Source organism: Pseudomonas sp. GW821-FHT03C07 (assembly GCF_059420925.1).
The window spans coordinates 400,683-422,454 of record NZ_JBWKUQ010000003.1; the positions used below are offsets into that span (position 1 = coordinate 400,683).

Genomic DNA, 21,772 nt, shown 5'->3' on the forward strand with positions numbered 1-21,772 from the left:
GGATAAAATTTTTCTCACGAATTTTTCACTTTGTGCATGCTTGTTGCATTGGTGAGTAAATAGTCGCGACAGAGGGTCAGCCCGGACGCTGAAGCCCCTGCGACACCGTAACAACGCAGCACAGTGCGCCCATGGAGAGTTCAGGGCTTGAACATAGACGATTTGTTTCTATGCTCATGCCCTTGAAAACAGCGCTGAAGTTGTGCAGCCGCGGCACAAAGGCTGTGAATTTGCGACATGGAGCTAGCTTTTTGCGACAGGCTCGTAAAGAAGCCGCAAGGATAGGTGTGCAAGTATCGCCAAGTTTGTCAGCGTGATATAAGTTTGCGCCGACACAAAAAAGAAAGAGCCGCCCAGACAAAAATACAGGTGGGACGGCAGTACTCTTCCTAAAACCAAAGGAGCAAATCACGATGCGCGTGATGAAGTGGAGCATGATCGCCCTGGCTGTTTACGCAGCAGGTTCGCAAGTGGCTATGGCCGACCCGTTCGTAACCCCTCAGTCTGACGCCAAGGGTTTCGTTGAAGGTGCTTCGGCTGGTGTGGTTCTGAAGAACTACTATTTCAATCGTGACAAGACAAGCGGTCACGACCAAGTCGACTGGACCCAAGGTGTTCTCGGCAAATTCAGTTCGGGTTACACCCAAGGCACCGTCGGTGTAAAGGTTGAAGGCTTCGGCGATGCTGGCTTCAAGCTGGACGGCTCTGACGGCAAAACCGGCAGTGGTAACATGACCACCTCATCAACCGGCGAAGAAAACAACAGCTTCGGCAAAGCTGGTGCCGACGTTGCAGTTCGAATCTCCAAAACCGAGCTGAAATTCGGTGACTTCAGCCCGAGCACTGCACCCGTATTCGCCGTGGGCGGCAGCCGTCTGTTCCAACAGACAGCTCGTGGCTTCCAGCTGCAGAGCAGTGAGATCAAAGACCTTGACCTCGAAGCCGGTCATTTCTATGCAGGTAGCAGCCAGGACAAAACATCGCTGCAAGGCGGCCTCTGGACGCAGTATGGCGGTACGAAGGTTGAGAGCGCCGACTACGTGGGTGGTAAATACGCCATCAATGAAAACCTGACCGCGTCCCTCTATGGCGCCAAGTTCCAGGACACCTGGAACCAGTACTACACCAACGTGAACTACACCCTGCCAGTGGCGACTGACCAGTCCGTTAACTTCGACTTCAACCTGTATCGCACAACCGATACTGGTGCGGCGAAGGCAGGTAAAATCTCCAACACCGCTTTCTCGCTGGCAGCCGCCTATTCGTTCCTGAAGGCACACACCGTTACTGTGGCGTTCCAGAAGGTCAACGGCAACGAGCCATTCGACTACGTCGGTGTGGGTGACAACAACCGCGGTGGCGACTCGATCTTCCTGGCGAACTCCATCCAGTACTCCGACTTCAACGGCCCAGGTGAAAAATCCTGGCAAGCCCGTTATGACATTAAAATGGCTGAGTACGGCGTCCCAGGCCTGAGCTTCATGGCTCGTTATGTCCATGGTGATGGCATCGACGGCACCCATATGAACGCTGCATATGCTGCCAATAACGGTTATGGCGATGACGGTCATCACTTCGAAACCAACCTGGAAGCTAAGTACGTTGTCCAGTCTGGCCCTCTGAAGGACCTGTCCTTCCGTGCACGCCAAGCTTGGCATCGTGGTAACGCTGCAGATGGCGATCAGAACATCAACGAGTTCCGCCTGATCACCGAGTACCCAATCACCATCCTGTAATCACCTGATTACTTGCTTGATGATGTAACACTCGTTTGAAGAAAGGCCCATCCTGGTGATGGGCCTTTTTTTGTGCACCCAGTATGGATGCAATCTTGTGGCTGAACGTCCCGCCAACGGCTGAAAAAGTCAAAAAACATCGTTCGGAACAGCTCTTAGTACCAAGAACAGTTCGCTGAGTATGAACTCGTTGAGTTCCTGCCGCCCGCACCTACCCCGCTTCTTGCCAACTTCAAAGCCTCATAACCTTATTGCGTCACAAGGATGGCTTTGCGCAGTGTAGCCATCAATCAAATCATATGGCCTCTGCCTGACACCTGAAGTCAAGAAACAGCTCAAATACCAGCTCAAGCTCAACAGCCAAAACAGGGCTTCCAAAATGAATCGGACAACCTCGTTTTCCTACCTCCAACGGCAATGAAGCTCTATCTGGAACACCGACAATCTCGGTGCCTACGCGAGGGTTGGACCTCACACCCATTTCAGCCCGCACATTGCCATTTACGACCAAATTGTCGCGAAAGAGTCATAAATCGCCACTACGATTGCGCAGGCGCAGCGCCGACAGTAGTATGCAATTGAAGTTCTGAAAGTTACATTTCTTTCCTGTACCGCCAGCCTAGGCTAGGTGTCGGCTGATTGTTTACATAATAGATGTAATGACCTTGCCATTGCGCCAAGGTGATTCGCTGTGCCCTGATCTTCCGCCGTCAAACTCCCATCTACCGGACACCGAAAAGGAAGTGATATGCCACGTCAAACATTCAAAGTCCTTGCTCTAACAGCAGCCATCCCCGCGGCTCTAGTCTGCGCACAAAATGCATCGGCCGCATCGGCGGAACTTGTCGCAGCAGCCAAGGCAGAGGGCGAGCTGACAGTTATCGCCCTGGCGAACTCCTGGTGCGGTTATGGCGACCAGATCAAGAACTTCAAAGCCAAGTATGGCATCAAGGTCAACGAACTGAACCCTGACGCCGGTTCAGGCGACGAACTCGAAGCCATCAAGGCGAACAAGGACAACAAGGGCCCGCAAGCACCTGACACCATCGACGTGGGACTGTCTTTCGGCCCCCAGGCCAAGGCTGCCGGCTTGCTGCAGCCCTACAAAGTAGCCAGTTGGGCGACCATCCCTGACTCGGTGAAAGATCCGGAAGGCTACTGGTATGGCGACTACTATGGCGTGCTGGCTTTCGAGGTCAACACCGACCTGATCAGCTCGATACCGGCCGACTGGAGCGACCTGCTCAAAGCTGATTACAAGAACTCCGTGGCATTGGCGGGCGACCCGCGTTCCGCCAACCAGGCCATCCAGGGCATCTATGCCGCCGGTATTGCGACCGCTGGTGGCGATCCCGCCAAGGCCGCCGCCGCCGGCCTGAAGTTCTTCGGCGATCTGAACAAGGCCGGCAATTTTGTGCCGGTGATCGGCAAGGCCGCCTCCCTGGCACAAGGCACGACCCCTATCATCATCCGCTGGGACTACAACGCCTTGGCCGACCGCGACGCACTCAAGGGCAACCCCAATGTGCAAGTGGTGGTACCCAAGTCGGGCGTGGTCGCGGGCGTGTATGTGCAGGCCATCAGCGCTTATGCACCACACCCGAATGCCGCCAAGCTGTGGCTGGAATACCTGTATTCGGACGAAGGCCAAGTGGGCTGGTTGAATGGCTACTGCCACCCGATCCGCTTCAACGACCTGGTCGCGAACAACAAGCTGCCCAAGGCCATGCTCGACAAGCTGCCACCCGCGGAAGGCTATGCCAAGGCCGTGTTCCCGACTTTGGACGAACAGAACTCGAGCAAGGAAGCCATCACCAAGCAGTGGGACAGCCTGGTTGGCGCCAGCGTGAAGTAACCGGCCTTCGAGGGCTTCGCACTGGCATGGCCTTCACCGGTCATGCCAGTCATTTTATGGCTTGGATGGTTGCTTGAAAGGCGGGCTTCACTTGACTGATTCCTTGAGCTCTGCAAAACCCGTGGCACCGTCCATACCGGGCCGGTCGCTCAATTGGCACTGGCTGGGTGTGCTGCCATTTCTGGCTTTCGCCGTCCTGTTTTTGATTTTGCCCACCGGCTATCTGATGGTGGGTGCCTTCCAGGACGCGTCCGGCCATTTCACCCTGGCCAATATCGCCGGCTTGGCGGACCCGAACGTGGTCAGCGCCTACTGGATCAGCTTTCGCATCAGTGCGGCGTCGGCCCTGGGCGGTGGAATCATCGGCTTCCTGCTTGCCTGGGCGGCAGTCCAGGGCAAACTGCCCGAGTGGATTCGCCCGACCTTGATGACGTTCTCGGGCGTGGCCTCCAACTTCGCCGGCGTGCCGCTGGCCTTCGCTTTCCTGGCCACGCTGGGACGCGTGGGTCTGGTGACGGCGCTGATGAACAAGTACCTGGGCTTCAATCTCTATTCCACCGGTTTCAACATCCTCAGCTTCACCGGATTGACGCTGACCTATCTGTACTTCCAGATCCCCTTGATGGTGCTGATCGTGTCCCCGGCACTTGAAGGACTAAAACGCGAGTGGCGCGAAGCTTGCGATTGCCTGGGCGGTAACGCCTACCACTACTGGCGTTATATTGCGTTACCGGTGCTGTGGCCCAGCATCATGGGCGCCATGCTGCTGCTGTTTGCGAACGCCTTCGGCGCGGTGGCCACGGCCTATGCGCTGACCGGCAGCTCGCTGAACATCGTGCCTATCCTGCTGTATGCGCAGATCCGCGGCGACGTGTTGCACAACCCGAACCTGGGCTACGCGCTGGCGCTGGGCATGGTGGTGATTACCGGGGTATCCAACGCGGGCTATATCTGGCTGCGCAGCAAATCGGAAAAGGCTCGCAAATGAAACCCACCTCTCGCTTGGGTGCCTGGATCGCCATCGGCGTGGGCACCAGTTATTTCCTGATTCCACTGCTGGCCACCTTTGAATTCAGCCTGCGCATGCTGCGCGGCGAATACAGCTTCGAAGCCTACCGGGTGGTGTTCAGCGATCCTCAGTTCCAGGCCACGTTTGGCTATTCGATCCTGATGGCGATCGTCACCATTGTGGTTGGCGTGCTGCTGGTCGTGCCCACCGCCTATTGGGTGCAATTGCGTCTGCCCAAGCTGCGCCCACTGGTGGAGTTCATCACCTTGCTGCCACTGGTGATCCCGGCCATCGTCATCGTGTTTGGCTATCTGCGCATCTTCGGCAGCAACTCGTGGATACCGCTGACCGGCAACGAGCGGGCGACCGACTTCCTGCTGGTGTGCAGCTACGTCACCTTGTCGCTGCCCTATATGTACCGTTCTATCGATACCGGCTTGCGCACCATCGATGTGCGCACCCTGACGGAGGCCGCCGAGGCCCTGGGCGCGGGCACTTTCACCATTCTGTTCAAGGTGATCTTCCCGAATCTGCGCTCGGCGATTCTCTCGGGGGCGTTCCTGACCTTTGCAGTGGTGATCGGCGAGTTCACCATGGCCAGCCTGTTAAACCGTCCCGCGTTCGGGCCTTACCTGCAACTGGTGGGTGCCAACAAGGCATACGAGCCGTCGGCGCTGGCGGTGATGGCCTTCATGATTACCTGGGCCTCCATGGGTTTGATCCAGGTGTTCGGGCGCAATGCCAAGAACGCGAAGCCTTAAGCACATTCCCGGGTGGCATGCGTTCTGGCTACTGAGCCGAGTAGCAACCCCTACATTGACGGAAAAAACATCCCATGGCCTTCCTTGAAATCTCCCACCTGAAAAAAGCCTTCGGTGTTCAGACCGCGGTGCATGACTTCACGATGGACATCGCCCGTGGCGAGTTCATCACCTTTCTGGGCCCATCGGGTTGCGGCAAGACGACGATTTTGCGCATGCTGGCCGGATTCGAGAGCCCCTCGGGTGGCACCATCAAGTTCGATGGCAAGGATGTGACCCACACGCCGACCAACCAGCGCAACATCGGCATGGTGTTCCAGTCTTACGCGCTGTTCCCCAACATGACGGTGGCCGAGAACATCGGCTTTGGTCTGAAGGTGGCCAAGATGCCTGTGGAGCAGATCCATGAGCGGGTCACCGAAATGCTCAAGCTTATCGGCCTCGCGGCCCTGGGCGCGCGTTATCCCTCGCAGCTGTCGGGCGGCCAGCAACAGCGTGTGGCCCTGGCCCGCGCGCTCGCCGGCAAGCCCCAGGTGCTGCTGCTGGACGAGCCCTTGTCCGCGCTGGACGCCAAGATCCGTGTCTCGCTACGGGAAGAGATCCGCGCCGTACAACGCGAGCTGGGCATCACCTCGGTCTTCGTGACCCATGACCAGGAAGAGGCCTTGTCGATCTCGGACCGTATCGTCGTGCTGAGCGAAGGCCGGGTGGAGCAAATCGGCACGCCGAGCGAGGTCTACAACTTCCCGCGCACCCGCTTTGTGGCCTCGTTTGTCGGAACGCTGAATCTGCTGTCCGGCGTGGTGGTGGATGCCGCTGCAGGCCAGATCTCCGTGGGCGGTCAGCCTTTGGTGACATCGAACCCTATCGTTGATGCCGCCGCAGGCCAAACCCGTGCGTTGGCGATCCGACCCGAGGCCATCGTGCTGGAGCCGCCGACATCGGGGCGCAACTCGCTGGCGGCGACGGTGGAAGACGTTGATTTTCTGGGCGCCGTAGTGCGTATCCGGGTGCGCATGGGCGAGGTGGTGATCTCACTCGACGTGTTTAACGATCCACACCATGCGCTGCCCCAGCGCGGCGAGGACATCACCCTGGGCTTCTCATACGATAATCTTTTGGTACTGGAAGAAACGGCCTGAGCATGACGATCGACAACTTTGTATTGCCTGCGGAACCCGCGGGCTGGTCTGCAGCCAACCGGCGGGCGATCAACCAGCTGCTGCAAACCCGGGGCTGCGCCAGTAGCGATTACAACCCTGCCCAAAAACCGTATGCGGTGTTCGACTGGGACAATACTTGCATCATGAACGACACCGAGGAATCGCTGTTGTTATACCAGGCCGAAAACCTGCTGTTCAAGCTGACGCCGGCCGAGTTTGCCGAAGTACTGCGCCAGGATGTCCCAGGCGGCTTGTTCCACCCGGACTACACCAATCTGGACGGCCAGCGTGTCTCGATGGAAGACCTGGTGGCTGACATCAACGACGCCTACCAGTGGCTGTACACACACTGCGCCGTACTGGGTGGCACGCAGCCCCTGGAGGTCATCCGTGCCAGCGCGCAGTTCCAGAACTTCCGCGCCAAGTTCTACTTTTTGTACGGTGCGCTGTGCGATACCTACCCGATGGAAGTGGGCTACAAGTGGATCATTTATTTCTATAAGAACTTCACCACGGCCGAGCTCCAGGCGATGGTGTCCGACTCCATTGAATACAATCTGGCCGAGGAATTGCGCCAGGCGCCTATCCACAGCAGCGCGCAGCTGCCTGGTCGCGCCGGCCGGGTTGCTCCGGTGCACTTCTACGGCATGCGCGTGCATGCCGAAATTGTGGTCTTGATGGCTACCCTGCGGACCAACGGTTTCGATATCTACATCTCCACCGCATCAATCGACGACGTGGTGCGTGTTTTTGCCTGCGATCCGAAATACGGCTACGGGCTGCCGCCGGAAAATATCCTCGGCCTGAAGCTGGAAATGGTCGATGGAAAATACGCCAATGTGTATAAAAAGGACTGGCACTTCAACTGGGGACCGGGCAAGACCGTCGGCATCCAGAATGTGTTTGTAGCCCAAAAAGGCTACGGCCCGACCCTGGTGTTCGGCGACAGCGATGGCGACGCCTGGATGATGAAGGACTTTGCCGATACACGCCTGGGGGTGATCATCAACCGCCTGCAAAAAGGTGTAATTGGCGACAACAGCCAGCAGGCGGCCGCCACCTTGGGCCGTTCGGACGCCCGCTTTGTGCTGCAGGGCCGGGACGAGCACACCGGCCGCTTCAACGCCGATGAAAAAACCCTGCGCTACGGCCACAGCGAGGCCCGGCTGCTAGCCTGAGCTCAGGTTGATTGAACAGTCCCTTTGACCACGGTTGTAAAAAAGGGGGCTCTGGCCCCCTGTATCACCCGAATTCCCGATCCTTGATGCCCGCCCCACCGGCCAGGCACCAAGACCTCGCTTACGTCGCCGACTCTTGCGCGAACATCCGCACCACCTGCTGCGGAAGCGGAATATCGATCCCCGCCGCTTTCAGGCGATCGCGCACCTGCTCATTGAACATGAACAGCACATCCCAGTAATCCGCGGTATTGACCCACACCCGCAAGGAAACCGTGATCGAATGCGCCCCCAGCGCGGCGACGACCACCGCCGGCGCCGGATCGCTCAACACCCGCCCATCCTTGGCCATTTCCAGCAACACCTCGCGGGCTTCCTGCAGATTCGCCTGGAAATCCACCCCGACATCGAACACCACCCTGCGGGTGGCCTGACGGTTGATATTGGTAATGATGCCGTTCGACAGATTGCCATTGGGCATGATCACCGTCTGGTTGTCGCCGGTACGCAGGATGGTGTGGAAAATCTGGATACTGTCGACCGTCCCGGTCACCCCCTGCGCGGTGATCGTGTCACCGAGCCGAAATGGCCGGAACAGCAGGATCAACACCCCACCGGCAAAATTCGCCAGGCTGCCCTGCAACGCCAGGCCAATGGCCAGCCCCGCCGCACCGATGGCCGCGACAAAGGAGGTGGTCTCCACACCGATCATCGAGGCCACGCTGACAATCAGCAGCACCTTGAGGATGATGTTCGCCAAGCTGCTGATAAACCCCTGCAGCGCCAGGTCGGCATTGCGCAACGCCAGCAACTTGCCCACGCGGTGGGTCAGGTTGTTGATCAACCACCAACCGATGCACAGGGTGACGATAGCCAGCAGCACACGGCTGCCGTATTGCATGATCATCGGGATCCAGGCCTCGGAGGCCTTCACCAACTGATCCACTTGTGCGTTCAAATCCATTGTTCTCTCCGGTTACCATGCGATGAGCCGGCGAAACGACTGGCGCACCGCGCCACCCATCGTTTCACCGTGGCTGGGCCCTCCGACGCCGATAACTCCCAGAGGTTCCCTGACAGACTAGACTCAGTCGCGGAAATTGTTGAATTGCAGGGGCACGTCGAATTCCTTGGCCCGCAGGTTGGCAATGGCCTCCTGCAGGTCGTCGCGCTTCTTGCCGGTGACCCGCACCTGCTCGCCCTGGATGGCGGCCTGGACCTTGAGCTTGGCATCCTTGATATGCGCGACGATTTTCTTCGCCGTATCCTTGTCGATACCTTCCTTGAAGGTCGCTTCCTGCTTCATCAGCTTGCCGGACGCATAGGCATCCTTGATTTCCAGGCACTTGACGTCAATCTTGCGCTTGACCAGAGCCATGCGCAGGATCTCCAGCATGGCTTCGAGCTGGAATTCGGCTTCGGCGGTCAGGGTGATGGTCTGCTCTTTGTCCTTGAACTCGAAGGTGCCTTTGCCCTTGAGGTCATAACGGCGATCCAGCTCCTTGACGGCGTTCTCGACGGCGTTGGTGACTTCGTGCTTGTCCAGTTCGGATACCACGTCGAACGACGGCATCGTATTTCTCCAAAATAAAATCGGCGCGGCTCAATACCGATGGAGCGCGCCCGGTTTGACGGTTAAAATCCGCGAGCATTATAGCGGTTCTTCCCACTCATTCACTTGTGAGTCACCCATGCCGAACCCGGATCTGAGCATTTTGCTGGTGAGCGATGAGAATCTGGCCAGCAGTACGCTGGGCGGCAGCCTCCAGCGCGCGGGTTATCAGGACATTCGTCAGGCCAATGACGGCGTCCTGGCACTGGAACAACTCGACCAGCGGGCCGCCGGCCTGCTGATCTGCGCGGGAAGCGCAGGTCTGGCGCTGGCCGCCAAGGTCCGACAAAGGGACGAGATGAACGATCACTACACCTACGTGATCCTCATCAGCGAACAATCGCCCTCGGTCCTGCTGGACGAGACCTCGGACAACGACATCGATGATCTGCTCGCCCCCGTCGATGTCGAGCGTCATCTACTGACTCGCGTGCTCGCCGCCGATCGCCTGTGCAACACCTTGCAGCGCCTGCGCCAGGAAAACCGCCTGCTGCGCCAGAACATTGCCAGCCTCGAGCAGCGCAATCAGGTGGACTCCCTGACCGGACTGGGCAATGCCCGCTACCTGCGCCAGAAGCTCAGCGACAGCCTGCGCCAGGTCCAGGCCCGTGGCGGTGCCATCTGCTACTTGCTGATCGGTATCGAACAGGCCGATTCGCTGCAACGCCAATATGGCAACGACCTCTACGACGAACTGCTGCAGGCCATCGCCCGACGCCTGCAACAACTGGTGCGGCCACTGGATGTGCTGGCGCGCCTGGACGAACGGCACTTCGTCCTGATGACCTTGCCGGCCGACCTGCAGGAATGCGCCCCGAGCAGCTTCAAACGCCTGCATGAAGGCCTGAACCTCAAGACCTTCATGACCAACGCAGGTCCCATCGAGCTCAAGGCCGGCATCAGCCTGATCGGCCTGGACAGCAAGTGCTTCCCGCTGGATCCGCAAACCTTGTTCGACGAGTCCGAGCGCCTGCTGCTCGATTCCTATGCCGAAGGCGTGGTCAGCGCCAAACGCCTGCCGGCGCGCAGCTGATGAGTACCCACTGGCATGTACTGGGCGCGGGCAGCCTGGGCAGCCTGTGGGCCTCCCGGTTGGCCAGGGCCGGCCTGCCGGTCACATTGATTCTGCGCGATGCGGCGCGGTTGGCGGCGTACGCAACGGCGGGTGGCCTGACCCTGGTGGAACAGGGTCGCGAGCAACACTTTGCGATACCCGCCCAGAGCCTCGACGCCGACACGCCCATCGAGCGCCTGCTGGTCGCCTGCAAAGCCTACGACGCCGAAGCCGCGGTCGCCCGCCTCGCCACGCGACTCAGCCCCGGTGCCGAGCTGGTACTGCTGCAAAACGGCCTCGGCAGCCAGGACGCGGTTGCGGCCCAGGCGCCGCATGCGCGTTGCCTGTTCGCCTCCAGCACCGAAGGCGCCTTTCGCGACGGCGACTGGCGGGTGGTGTTCGCCGGGCACGGCTTCACCTGGCTCGGGGACGTCGCCCATCCGCAACCGCCGTACTGGCTCGATGACCTGACGCTGGCCGGCATTCCCCACGAATGGAACACCCAGATCCTTACCCGCCTCTGGCGCAAGCTGGCGCTCAACTGCGCCATCAACCCGCTGACGGTGCTCTACGACTGCCGCAATGGTGGCTTGCTGGAACATCATTGCGAAGTCGCCACGCTCTGTGCCGAGCTGGCCGAACTGCTCGAATGCTGTGGTCAGCCGACTGCCGCCAAAGACCTGCACAGCGAAGTACAGTGGGTGATCCAGGCCACGGCGGCGAACTACTCCTCCATGCACCAGGACGTCGCCCAGGGCCGGCGCACCGAGATCGGCTACCTGCTGGGTTATGCCTGCGCGGCGGCGGCACGCCATCATCGCAACCTGCCGCACCTGAGCCGTCTGTACAACCGCCTGGTGGCCCATCTGATGGCAAAGGGCTTGCCGAGCACCTGAGTGGGTCACCATAAATGGGGGAGCGGTGCCTGGTCCGGGCGGTGTTCCGACGAAGCTTTTGGCGGCCTCAAGAGCCTCTTCGTGGCGGTCCGGCGTTCCGCTAAATCCTGCTCCCACAGTTTGGTACACTCATAGATGGCGCGGCGGTCGAATTCCGCGCGCCGCCATTCGTCTCTCGAAACAGGACAACCGATGCCTCTGCGCCAGCGTCTCGAAAACCTGCCGGTCGGCCAGAAACTCCTCGCTGCCCTGCTGGTCCTGCTGACCACCGTGCTGCTGGTCGCCAACCTGACGTTCATCAGCGCCGCCTACTGGATTTCCCAGGAGAGCATGGCGCCCCAGGCCCTGCAGACCATCGGTCGGCTGGTGGCGAGCCCGAACCTGGTCAGCCAGGCCCTCGACTCACCGCAAGCCGCCGAAGCCCTGCTCAAGGAACTCGACAGCTACTCGCCGTTGCGCGCCGCCGCCATCTATGACGGCCCAGGCAATCGCATGGCACAGCTGCAACATGGCGATCAGTTGAAACTGCCGGAACGCTTTCGCCATATCGAAGCCTGGCGCCTGACCGAGTTTCGCAGCAACCAGGTCATCGAGATGCCGCGCCCGGGTGCCGCGCCCGGGCACCTGCTGCTGGTCGCCAGCAGCGAACTGCCAGTGGCCTTCTACACCGGCACCCTGACCGCCAGCCTCGGCATCCTGATCTTCAGCATCCTGCTGTGGCTGATCATCGCCCGCCAGATCAAGCGCCTGATCACCCGGCCGATCCACGAACTCGAAGAACTGTCGCGTCAGGTCACCCGCGAGGAGAACTACGCACTGCGGGCCTCGCGTGGCAACCACGACGAAATCGGCAGCCTGGCCGAAGCCTTCAACACCATGCTGTCGCGGATCGAGGCCCGGGAGCAGCAGCTCAAACGCGCCCGTGACGACTCCCAGGCCGCCTACGACCAGGCCCAGGGCCTGGCCGAGGAAACCCGCCACACCAACCGCAAGCTGGAACTCGAAGTCCAGGTACGCAGCAAGATCGAGAAAAAGCTCACAGGTTTCCAGAACTACCTCAACAGCATCATCGACTCCATGCCCTCGGCCCTGATCGCCCTGGACGAGCAGCTCTACGTCACCCAGTGGAACCAGGAAGCCAGTGCCCTTTCCGGCACGCCGCTGGACGAAGCGCTGAACCAGCCGATCTTCCTCGCCTTCGAACCGCTCAAGCCGTTCCTGCCGCAGCTCAAGGAAACCGTCGAGCAACACAGCGTGGCGAAGATCGAGCGGGTAACCTGGATCAAGGACGACGAAGCCCGCCACTATGCCCTGACCTTCTACCCGCTGATGGGCGGGGCCGGACGCGGCGTGGTGATCCGCATCGACGATATCTCCCAGCGCCTGTCGCTGGAGGAAATGATGGTGCAGTCGGAAAAGATGCTCTCGGTCGGCGGTCTCGCCGCCGGCATGGCCCACGAAATCAACAACCCCCTGGGGGCGATCCTGCACAACGTGCAGAACATCCGCCGGCGCCTGTCCGCGGAGCTGCCGAAGAACCTCGAATACGCCCAACAAGCCGGTATCGACCTGGATATCGTCAACCGCTACCTGCAAAGCCGCGAGGTGCCGCAACTGCTCGACGGTATCCAGCAGGCCGGTGCGCGGGCGGCGAAGATCGTCACCCATATGCTCAGTTTCAGCCGACGCAGCAACCGCGAGATGGCCCCCTGCGACCTGCCGGCCCTGATCGACCAGGCAGTGGAAATCGCCGGTAACGACTTCGACCTGACCATCGGTTTCGACTTCAAGGGCCAGGCGATCGTCCGCCAGTTCGACCCGCAGCTGGGCCCGGTTCCGGGCACCGCCAACGAATTGGAGCAGGTGCTGCTGAACCTGCTGAAAAACGCCGCCCAGGCCATCCACCAGCGCGAGAACGACAGCGAACCCGGGCGAATTACCCTGCGCACCCGCTTGAATCCGCCCTGGGCCGAGATCCAGGTCGAGGACAACGGTGTCGGTATGCCGGAACACATCCGCAAGCGCACCTTCGAACCGTTCTTCACCACCAAGGAAATCGGCCAGGGCACCGGGCTGGGCCTGTCGGTGTCCTACTTCATCATCACCAATAACCATAAAGGCCAGATGGAAGTGCAATCGGCACCGGGCGCGGGGACCTGCGTCACCCTGCGCCTGCCGCTGGCCGGCAGCCAGGCGGCGCTTCCCGAACTGAGCAAAGCGGAGTCTTGAGCATGGGTTTTCGTCTGTCGAAGATTTACACACGCACCGGCGATGCGGGGGAAACGGGACTGGGCGATGGGCGTCGGGTGCCGAAAGACCATCCACGGATCGAAGCCATCGGCGAAGTCGATATGCTCAACAGCCAAGTGGGGTTGCTGCTGGCCGGGCTGGCGGAGCTGGTGGTGATTCATCCGGAGCTGAATGAACTGATCGAGGTACTGGCACCGGTTCAGCATCGTTTGTTCGACCTGGGGGGTGAATTGGCGATGCCGACCTACCAGGCCCTCGATACGGCCGAGATCCAGCGTCTGGAAACCGCCATCGATCGCTGGAACGAAGAGTTGGGGCCACTGGAAAACTTCATCCTGCCGGGTGGTTCGATGCTGATTGCCCAGGCGCATATCTGCCGCAGCCAGGCCCGTAGCGCCGAGCGGCGTTGCCAGCAGTTGAATGCCGTTGAACCTTTGAGTGGGGTGGGATTGGCCTACATCAATAGACTGTCGGACCTGCTGTTCGTCGCGGCACGGCTGATTGCGCGGCGCGAGAAGATTGCCGAGATCTTGTGGGAAGCTGCGAAAAAGCCGGTCTCTCATTGAGGGACGAACACCACACTCTGTAGGAGCCTGGCTTGCCAGCGATGAGGCCCTCAAGTCTTGCATCGACTGTCCGGCCGCTATCGCTGGCAAGCCAGCTCCTACAGGGGGATGTATAAGCCGTAATTATTGCGGCCAGAACGCCCGAATACCGGCCACGCCCTGCGCGCCGGTTTCCCAGGCACGTTGCAACTCGTTCGGCCCAACCCCGCCCAGCAGATACACCGGCTTGTTGAAACCCACGATCAACTGCCCGGCCTGCTCCCAACCCAAGGGCTGCGCCTCAGGATGGGTCTGCGTCGGCTGCACCGGCGACAGCGTGACAAAATCCACGCCCATCTGCTCAGCCAAGGCCAGCTCTTCAGCGTTATGGCACGAAGCCGCCAACCAGCGCTCCGCCGGCAACGGACGCCCGGCACTGGCGTACTTGCGCAACTGCGCGGATGTCAGGTGCCAGCCCGCCGACGGGAAGTCTCCCAGCCATTCGAAGGGGCCCTTGAGCATCAGTTGCGCCTTGCCCGCGCACAACCCCACCGCATCCACCGCCAGATCGCGGTATTGCGGGTCATAGCCGTTCGGCGCCCGCAGCTGAACCAGCTTGATCCCACCGGCAATCGCCTTCTGGATCCCCTTGAGCAACTGCGGGGTCTCCAGGCCGTCCGGGGTAATCAGGTACCCCGCCGGCAAACGCGCAGCCGCGACAATCGGTTGGTTGGCCGCCGGAAATTCGTAGTCCGCCAACTCCCGCGCACTGACCCAGGCCAGCGGTTGCCCTTCGGCACCGTGGGGTTCGCCAGTAAAGGCCGAAACCTCCCAGACATCCAGCAACACCTGTTTGTCCGGGTAATCGTGGCGAACCTTGATCAACGGACGGGCGGCACTGACCACAATGCCCAGTTCTTCCTGAAGCTCGCGGGCCAGGGCCACCTGGACGGCTTCGCCGTCCTCGACCTTGCCGCCGGGAAACTCCCAGAGACCACCCTGGTGCTGGGTGTCCGCCCGACGGGCAATCAGGATGCGACCGTCAACACCACGGATAACCGCCGCCGCCACATGGATGCGTTTCACGTTGCAACCTCCTGCTGGAACCTGTGGATCAAGTGCGGTATTCCGCGTTGATCTTCACGTACTCGTGGGACAGGTCGGTGGTCCAGATGGTTTCGCTGCACTGGCCGCGACCCAGTTCGATACGAATGGTGATCTCTTCCCGAGCCATCACCGCCGAACCCTGCTCTTCGGTGTAGCTCGCCGCACGGGCACCGCGGCTGGCGATGCAGACTTCGCCCAGGAACACGTCGATCTTGCTCACGTCCAGGTCCGGCACACCGGCACGGCCGACCGCGGCGAGGATACGACCCCAATTCGGATCGGAGGCAAACAAGGCGGTCTTGATCAGCGGCGAATGCGCCACGGTGTAACCGACATCCAGGCATTCCTGGTGGTTGGCGCCGCCGTTGACTTCGACGGTGACGAACTTGGTCGCACCCTCGCCGTCGCGAACGATGGCCTGGGCCACGTCCATGCAGACTTCGAACACGGCCTTTTTCAGCGCGTCGAACAACGGACCGCGAGCCTCGGTGATTTCCGGCAGCCCGGCCTGGCCGGTGGCGATCAGCATGCAGCAATCGTTGGTCGAGGTGTCGCCGTCGATGGTGATGCGGTTGAACGACTTGTTGGCGCCGTCCAGCATCAGGCTGTGCAAGACCTCGCGGGACACCTTGGCGTCGGTGGCGATGTAGCCGAGCATGGTCGCCATGTTCGGACGGATCATCCCCGCGCCCTTGCTGATTCCGGTGACGGTGATGGTCACGCCGTCGTGCTGGAACTGACGGCTGGCGCCCTTGGGCAGGGTGTCGGTGGTCATGATCCCGGTGGCGGCAGCGGCCCAGTTGTCCACCGACAGGTCATCCAGGGCAGCCTGCAAGGCGCCTTCGATTTTTTCCACCGGCAACGGCTCGCCGATCACCCCGGTGGAGTACGGCAGCACTGCGCTGGCGTCGACACCGGTCAGTTCGGCCAGCTTGGCGCAAGTCCGCTCAGCGGCAGCCAGGCCCGGCTCGCCGGTACCGGCGTTGGCATTGCCGGTGTTGGTCAGCAGATAACGCACGCGGCCCTGGACACGCTGCTTGGCCAGGATCACGGGCGCGGCGCAAAACGCGTTGAGGGTGAACACCCCTGCCACCGTGGAACCTTCGGCACAGCGCATTACTACCACATCCTTGCGCCCCGGGCGCTTGATGCCAGCCGAGGCGATACCGAGTTCAAAACCGGCAACCGGGTGCAACGTGGGCAAAGGACCAAGACCAACAGCCATGAATGCGCTCCTTTCAATGTGATGTCTGCACTGCCGTCACAGGGGGCAGTGTTTCAAATGGAAAAACGCCGCGACGGCATGCCGGTCGCGGCGCGGGTATTTCAAGGTTCAGACCCGCAAGGACTTAGCTGATCTGACCATGGCAATGTTTGTACTTCTTGCCCGAACCGCAGTAGCACAGTTCGTTACGGCCCAGCTTCTGCTCGTTGCGCACTGGCGCGGCGGCCAGGGCGACATCGACTTCTTCACCGAGAATTTCCGGCGCGTCCAGACCGGGTGCTTCAGCGTGCTCGAACTGCATGCGCTGGGCCAAAGCTTCGGCTTCCTGACGCAGGCGTGCCTCTTCTTCGGCCGGGTCTTCGCGACGCACCTGGACATGGGACAGGACGCGAATCGAATCGCGCTTGATCGAGTCCAGCAGTTCGGAGAACAGGGTGAACGACTCGCGCTTGTATTCCTGCTTCGGGTTCTTCTGCGCATAACCGCGCAGGTGAATGCCGTGACGCAGGTGATCCATGGTCGACAGGTGGTCTTTCCACAGGTCGTCGAGCACGCGCAGCACAATCTGCTTCTCGAAGGTGCGCAGTGCTTCGGCACTGGCTTGCTCTTCTTTCTCGTTGTAGGCCAGCAGCAGTTCGTTGAGCAGCTTCTCGCGCAGGGTCTCTTCGTACAGGTGATCGTCTTCATCGAGCCACTGCTGGATCGGCAGTTGCACGCCGAAATCGTTCTGCAGGGCCGACTCCAGGCCGGCCACGTCCCACTGTTCAGGCAGCGACTGTGGAGGAATATGGGCGCTGACGGTGGCGTTGAGTACGTCCTGGCGGAAGTCGGCGATGGTTTCACCGATATTGTCAGCGGCCAGCAACGTGTTACGCATGTGATAGATCACTTTACGCTGTTCGTTGTTGACGTCGTCGAACTCGAGCAGTTGCTTACGGATGTCGAAGTTACGACCTTCGACCTTGCGCTGGGCCTTTTCGATGGCGTTGGTCACCATACGGTGCTCGATCGCTTCGCCAGGCTGCATGCCCAGGGCCTTCATGAAGTTTTTCACCCGGTCCGAGGCGAAGATGCGCATCAGGCTGTCTTCCAGGGACAGGTAGAAACGGCTGGAACCAGCGTCACCCTGACGACCGGCGCGACCGCGCAACTGGTTGTCGATACGACGGGACTCGTGACGCTCGGAGGCGATCACCTGCAAGCCGCCCGATTCGAGCACCTGCTGGTGACGCTTCTGCCAGTCGGCCTTGATCTGAGCGATCTGCTCAGGCGTCGGGTTTTCCAGGGCCGCCACTTCGACTTCCCAGTTGCCGCCCAACAGGATGTCGGTACCACGACCGGCCATGTTGGTGGCGATGGTCAGGGCGCCAGGGCGACCGGCCTGGGCGATGATTTCCGCTTCCTTTTCGTGGAACTTGGCGTTCAGGACCTTGTGTTCGATGTGCTCCAGGTTGAGCAGACTGGACATGTGCTCGGAGGTTTCGATGGTTGCCGTACCCACCAGCACCGGACGGCCCTGGGCCAGGGATTCCTTGATGTCGGTGATGATCGCCGCGTACTTCTCTTCGGCGGTGAGGAACACCAGGTCGTTGTAGTCCTTGCGCGCCAACGGTTTGTTCGGCGGGATAACCGTCACCTGCAGGCCGTAGATCTGGTGGAACTCGAAGGCTTCGGTGTCCGCGGTGCCGGTCATGCCGGACAGTTTGGTGTACAGGCGGAAGTAGTTCTGGAAGGTGGTCGAGGCCAAGGTCTGGCTTTCTGCCTGGATATTGAGGTGTTCCTTGGCCTCGATGGCCTGGTGCAAACCCTCGGACAGGCGACGACCGGGCATGGTCCGGCCGGTGTGTTCGTCCACCAGGACCACCTGGCCTTCCTGGACGATGTATTCGACGTTGCGGTTGAACAGCTTGTGCGCGCGCAGGCCGGCATACACGTGGGTCAGCAGGCCCAGGTTATGCGAAGAATAAAGGCTCTCGCCCTCGGCCAGCAGGCCGACCTGGGTCAGCATCTCTTCGATGAACTGGTGACCGGCTTCGTTCAGCTCGACCTGGCGGGTCTTCTCGTCGACGGTGAAGTGACCTTCTTTGGTCACCACGCCTTCCACTTCCTCGATGTGCAGCACCAGGCGCGGGATCAGCTTGTTGATCTCGGTGTACAGCCGCGAGCTGTCTTCGGCCTGGCCGGAGATGATCAGCGGAGTACGGGCTTCGTCGATCAGGATGGAGTCGACTTCGTCGATCACGGCGAAGTTCAGCTCGCGCTGGAACTTCTCTTCCATGCTGAACGCCATGTTGTCGCGCAGGTAGTCGAAACCGAACTCGTTGTTGGTGCCGTAGGTGATGTCGGCGGCGTAGGCGGCACGCTTCTCTTCCGGCGGCTGGAACGGCGTGACCACGCCGACCGTCAGGCCGAGGAACTCATAGAGCGGGCGCATCCAGTTGGCGTCGCGGCGGGCCAGGTAGTCGTTCACCGTCACTACGTGCACGCCCTTGCCGGACAGCGCGTTGAGGTAAACGCCGAGGGTCGCCACCAGGGTCTTACCCTCGCCGGTGCGCATTTCCGCGATCATGCCTTCATGCAAGGTCATGCCGCCGATCAACTGCACGTCGAAGTGGCGCATGCCCATGACCCGCTTGCCGGCTTCGCGGGCGACCGCAAAAGCTTCGGGCAGGAGTGTGTCGAGGGTCTCACCTTGGGCTATGCGGGCCTTGAACTCTCCGGTCTTGGCACGCAGCTGCTCGTCCGAAAGGGCCACCATTTGCTCTTCGAAGGCATTGACGATCTGTACCGTCTTGAGCATGCGTTTGACTTCACGCTCGTTCTTGCTTCCAAAAAGTTTCTTTAACAAAGGCGCAAACATATCGGCAGGTTCTTCCACACATAGGGATGGAGGGCGGCCCCGTGAGTCGCCCGAGCAGCCCTCATGGCCGCATGCGAACGAGTATTCTACCCGGAAACGATGGTGAGGAAAGTGGCGTTAATCCACGATGCTGGCACAGCGTTGTGACGGGGCCACTCTAAAATAAGGTCTTTTTCCCGAACTTCAAGCCATCGGGTACAGACGTTAACCGCGGACTTTAGGGCCAAAGACGATTCACATCAATGGCCGCAGGTAGAGCGAGCGCTTCTGCTACCATGGCGACTCTGTTTCTTCAGGTGTCTGAATCATGGCATTTCGCCCTCTCACGGCCCGGGCGCCCGCCGCCCTGCTTCGCGAAGCCAAGCCGCTGAAAGCCATTTTCAGTCATGCCCAACGCCTCGCGCATTTGCAGCGTCTGGTGGAAAGCCAGCTGCAACCCGCCGCCCGCGAACACTGTCATGTGGCTTCGTGGCGAGAAGGCAGCCTGCTGCTGATTGTCACCGACGGGCATTGGGCGACTCGCCTGCGCTACCAGCAAAAACGCCTGCAACGGCAATTGCAGGCGTTCGACATGTTCGAAGGCCTGACCCGCATCCTGTTCAAGGTGCAGCCGCCGACCGTGCCGCAGGGTGCGGTGGGGCACACCATGGACTTGTCCGTGAATGCGGCGCAAACCATCCAGGACACCGCCGACGGCATCAGCGACCCGAACCTGCGCGCCGCCCTGGAGCGCCTGGCCAGCCACGCCAGACCCAAGGCCTGAGCCACCAGCCGCGCCCTTGAGATATTGAAAAACGCCATCTACCTGTAGGAGCCGGCTTGCCGGCGATGGCGTTTGCATGGGCGCCGTAAGGCTCAAGGGCCTCATCGCCGGCAAGTCGGCTCCTACAAGGGCATTGCCCGTCCGGCGGGACGCCGGTTCCCTGGACACCCAAAATCTCAGCGGACCTCGAACGCAATGAACAAAAACCTCAAATTCAGCCACAAGATCCTGCTGGCCGCATCGCTGATCGTGCTCGCCGCCTTCTCGCTGTTCAAGCTGTACAACGATTACCTGTAACGCAATGCGATCCGCGATGACCTCAACAGCTATCTGCATGAGATGGGTGGCGTCGCCGCCAATAACATCCAGACTTGGTTGACCGGCCGCAGCCTGCTGGTCGAAAACCTGGCTCAGTCGGTCGCCCTCAACGCCGACCCGACCAACGTTTCCAACCTGCTGGAACAGAAAGCCATCACCTCGACTTTCATGGGCGCCTACCTGGGCAACAAGGACGGCAGCTTCATGATCCGCCCGGACAGCAAGATGCCCGACGGCTATGACCCACGCGCGCGTCCCTGGTACAAGAGTGCCGAGAACAGCAATGGCTCGGCCCTGACCGAGCCCTATATCGACCTGGCGTCCGGGCAGTTGGTGATTTCCATCGTCAATACCGTGCGCAAGGCCGGCCAAGGCATCGGCGTGGTCGGTGGCGACCTGAGCCTGCAAGCCATCGCCGACGGTGAAGGCGACCTGACCCGGCGCCTGACGATCGAATCACAGGACGAGTTCGGGATCCTCGGCACCGCCTTCAACCGCTTCGTCGAGCGCATCCACACTTCGATCCGCGAAGTCTCCTCGGCGACCCAGCAGGTCAACGAAGTGGCCCTACGGGTGGTCAGCGCCTCCAATTCGTCGATGCTCAACTCCGATGAGCAGGCCAGCCGCACCAACAGTGTCGCCGCGGCCATCAACCAGCTGGGTGCCGCCGCCCAGGAAATCGCCCGCAATGCCGCCCAGGCCTCGACCCAGGCCTGGCCGCGGACGGTCAGCAGGTAGTGGAACGCAGCATCAAAGCCATGCACCAGTTGTCGGAAATGCTCGCCACCTCAAGCACCAACATCGAATCGCTGAACAGCAAGACGGTGAATATCGGGCAGATTCTCGAAGTGATCACCAGCATTTCCCAGCAAACCAACCTGCTGGCCCTCAATGCCGCCATCGAGGCCGGACGCGGGTTTGCGGTGGTCGCGGACGAGGTGCGCAACCTGGCTCACCGCACCCAGGAATCGGCACAGCAAATCCAGACCATGATTGAAGAACTGCAGGTCGGTGCCCGGGAGTCGGTCGGCACCATGGGCCATAGCCAGCGCCACAGCCTGGAAAGCGTGGAAATCGCCAACCTGGCCGGCGAGCGGTTGAGCAGCGTAACCCAGCGGATCGGCGAGATCGACGGCATGAACCAGTCCGTCGCGACCGCGACCGAGGAGCAAACCTCGGTGGTCGAGTCGATCAACATGGACATCACCGAGATCAACACCCTCAATCAGGAAGGCGTGGAAAACCTGCAATCGACCCTGCGCGCCTGTGCCGACCTGGAACAGCAGGCTGCACGATTGAAGCAGCTGGTGGGCAGTTTCAGGATTTAAGCGGCGCGCAATCCCTGTGGGAGCGGAGCTTGCCCGCGAGTTTTTTAGCGCTCTCAGGGGCCTCTTCGCGGGCAAGCTCCGCTCCCACACAAGATATGCACTATGCCTTCAG

General features: G+C 60.6%; 16 protein-coding genes and 1 pseudogene. 12 read left to right on the forward strand and 5 right to left on the reverse strand.

Annotated features, from left to right (window positions below):
• Positions 1-413: 413 nt before the first annotated feature.
• The 6 genes from AC07VG_RS08170 (at position 414) to AC07VG_RS08195 (ending at position 7,702) form a co-directional block, all read left to right on the forward strand.
• Positions 414-1,736, forward strand: coding sequence for an OprD family porin (locus AC07VG_RS08170; RefSeq protein ID WP_495020839.1), 1,323 nt, complete (start codon positions 414-416; stop codon positions 1,734-1,736).
• Positions 1,737-2,484: 748 nt separating this feature from the next.
• Positions 2,485-3,591 carry an ABC transporter substrate-binding protein gene (locus AC07VG_RS08175; protein ID WP_494999618.1) on the forward strand — a complete coding sequence of 369 codons (1,107 nt, stop codon included), beginning with the start codon at positions 2,485-2,487 and terminating at the stop codon, positions 3,589-3,591.
• A gap of 91 nt (positions 3,592-3,682) precedes the next feature.
• Positions 3,683-4,579: an ABC transporter permease gene (locus tag AC07VG_RS08180; RefSeq protein WP_494999617.1), complete on the forward strand. Its 897-nt coding sequence runs from the start codon at positions 3,683-3,685 to the stop codon at positions 4,577-4,579.
• Positions 4,576-5,361 carry an ABC transporter permease gene (locus tag AC07VG_RS08185; RefSeq protein WP_494999616.1) on the forward strand — a complete coding sequence of 262 codons (786 nt, stop codon included), beginning with the start codon at positions 4,576-4,578 and terminating at the stop codon, positions 5,359-5,361. The genes AC07VG_RS08180 and AC07VG_RS08185 overlap by 4 nt, the downstream gene beginning before the upstream one ends.
• Before the next feature lie 74 nt (positions 5,362-5,435).
• Positions 5,436-6,503: an ABC transporter ATP-binding protein gene (locus tag AC07VG_RS08190; protein ID WP_495020840.1), complete on the forward strand. Its 1,068-nt coding sequence runs from the start codon at positions 5,436-5,438 to the stop codon at positions 6,501-6,503.
• Between the two features lie 2 nt (positions 6,504-6,505).
• Positions 6,506-7,702, forward strand: a complete 1,197-nt coding sequence (locus AC07VG_RS08195) for an HAD family hydrolase (protein WP_494999614.1) — start codon at positions 6,506-6,508, stop codon at positions 7,700-7,702.
• Between the two features lie 121 nt (positions 7,703-7,823).
• On the opposite strand, the gene AC07VG_RS08200 is transcribed toward AC07VG_RS08195, so the two are convergent.
• Together AC07VG_RS08200 and AC07VG_RS08205 are read right to left on the reverse strand one after the other, a co-directional pair.
• Positions 7,824-8,666 carry a mechanosensitive ion channel family protein gene (locus tag AC07VG_RS08200; protein ID WP_494999613.1) on the reverse strand — a complete coding sequence of 281 codons (843 nt, stop codon included), beginning with the start codon at positions 8,664-8,666 and terminating at the stop codon, positions 7,824-7,826.
• Between the two features lie 123 nt (positions 8,667-8,789).
• Positions 8,790-9,275: a YajQ family cyclic di-GMP-binding protein gene (locus tag AC07VG_RS08205; RefSeq protein ID WP_494999612.1), complete on the reverse strand. Its 486-nt coding sequence runs from the start codon at positions 9,273-9,275 to the stop codon at positions 8,790-8,792.
• Between the two features lie 118 nt (positions 9,276-9,393).
• Between AC07VG_RS08205 and AC07VG_RS08210 the strand changes: the two genes are divergently transcribed.
• The 4 genes from AC07VG_RS08210 (at position 9,394) to AC07VG_RS08225 (ending at position 14,080) form a co-directional block, all read left to right on the forward strand.
• Positions 9,394-10,347, forward strand: a complete 954-nt coding sequence (locus tag AC07VG_RS08210) for a diguanylate cyclase domain-containing protein (RefSeq protein ID WP_494999611.1) — start codon at positions 9,394-9,396, stop codon at positions 10,345-10,347.
• On the forward strand, positions 10,347-11,264 hold the full coding sequence (locus AC07VG_RS08215) for a putative 2-dehydropantoate 2-reductase (RefSeq protein ID WP_495020841.1): 918 nt from the start codon (positions 10,347-10,349) through the stop codon (positions 11,262-11,264). The genes AC07VG_RS08210 and AC07VG_RS08215 overlap by 1 nt, the downstream gene beginning before the upstream one ends.
• A 192-nt stretch (positions 11,265-11,456) precedes the next feature.
• Positions 11,457-13,493 (forward strand): sensor histidine kinase, encoded by a 2,037-nt coding sequence (locus AC07VG_RS08220; RefSeq protein ID WP_494999609.1) that lies wholly within the window; start codon positions 11,457-11,459, stop codon positions 13,491-13,493.
• Positions 13,494-13,495: 2 nt separating this feature from the next.
• Positions 13,496-14,080 (forward strand): cob(I)yrinic acid a,c-diamide adenosyltransferase, encoded by a 585-nt coding sequence (locus AC07VG_RS08225; protein ID WP_494999608.1) that lies wholly within the window; start codon positions 13,496-13,498, stop codon positions 14,078-14,080.
• Positions 14,081-14,203: 123 nt separating this feature from the next.
• Here AC07VG_RS08225 and AC07VG_RS08230 read toward each other — a convergent pair whose 3' ends face one another.
• From AC07VG_RS08230 to secA, 3 genes are all read right to left on the reverse strand, one after another.
• A complete protein-coding gene (locus AC07VG_RS08230) occupies positions 14,204-15,145 on the reverse strand; it encodes a Nudix family hydrolase (protein WP_494999607.1) in 942 nt (313 codons plus the stop codon).
• Positions 15,146-15,173: 28 nt separating this feature from the next.
• Entirely contained in the window at positions 15,174-16,391 is a 1,218-nt protein-coding gene (gene argJ, locus AC07VG_RS08235) for a bifunctional glutamate N-acetyltransferase/amino-acid acetyltransferase ArgJ (RefSeq protein WP_494999606.1), read from the reverse strand.
• Positions 16,392-16,515: 124 nt separating this feature from the next.
• Complete coding sequence (secA, locus tag AC07VG_RS08240; RefSeq protein WP_495020842.1) at positions 16,516-19,251, reverse strand: preprotein translocase subunit SecA; 2,736 nt, start codon at positions 19,249-19,251, stop codon at positions 16,516-16,518.
• 307 nt (positions 19,252-19,558) lie between these two features.
• On the opposite strand from secA, the gene AC07VG_RS08245 reads away from it, so the two are divergent.
• Both AC07VG_RS08245 and AC07VG_RS08250 read left to right on the forward strand, forming a co-directional pair.
• Positions 19,559-20,014, forward strand: a complete 456-nt coding sequence (locus tag AC07VG_RS08245; RefSeq protein ID WP_494999604.1) for a DUF721 domain-containing protein — start codon at positions 19,559-19,561, stop codon at positions 20,012-20,014.
• A gap of 195 nt (positions 20,015-20,209) precedes the next feature.
• Positions 20,210-21,660, forward strand: a pseudogene (locus AC07VG_RS08250) (methyl-accepting chemotaxis protein).
• Positions 21,661-21,772 lie beyond the last annotated feature (112 nt).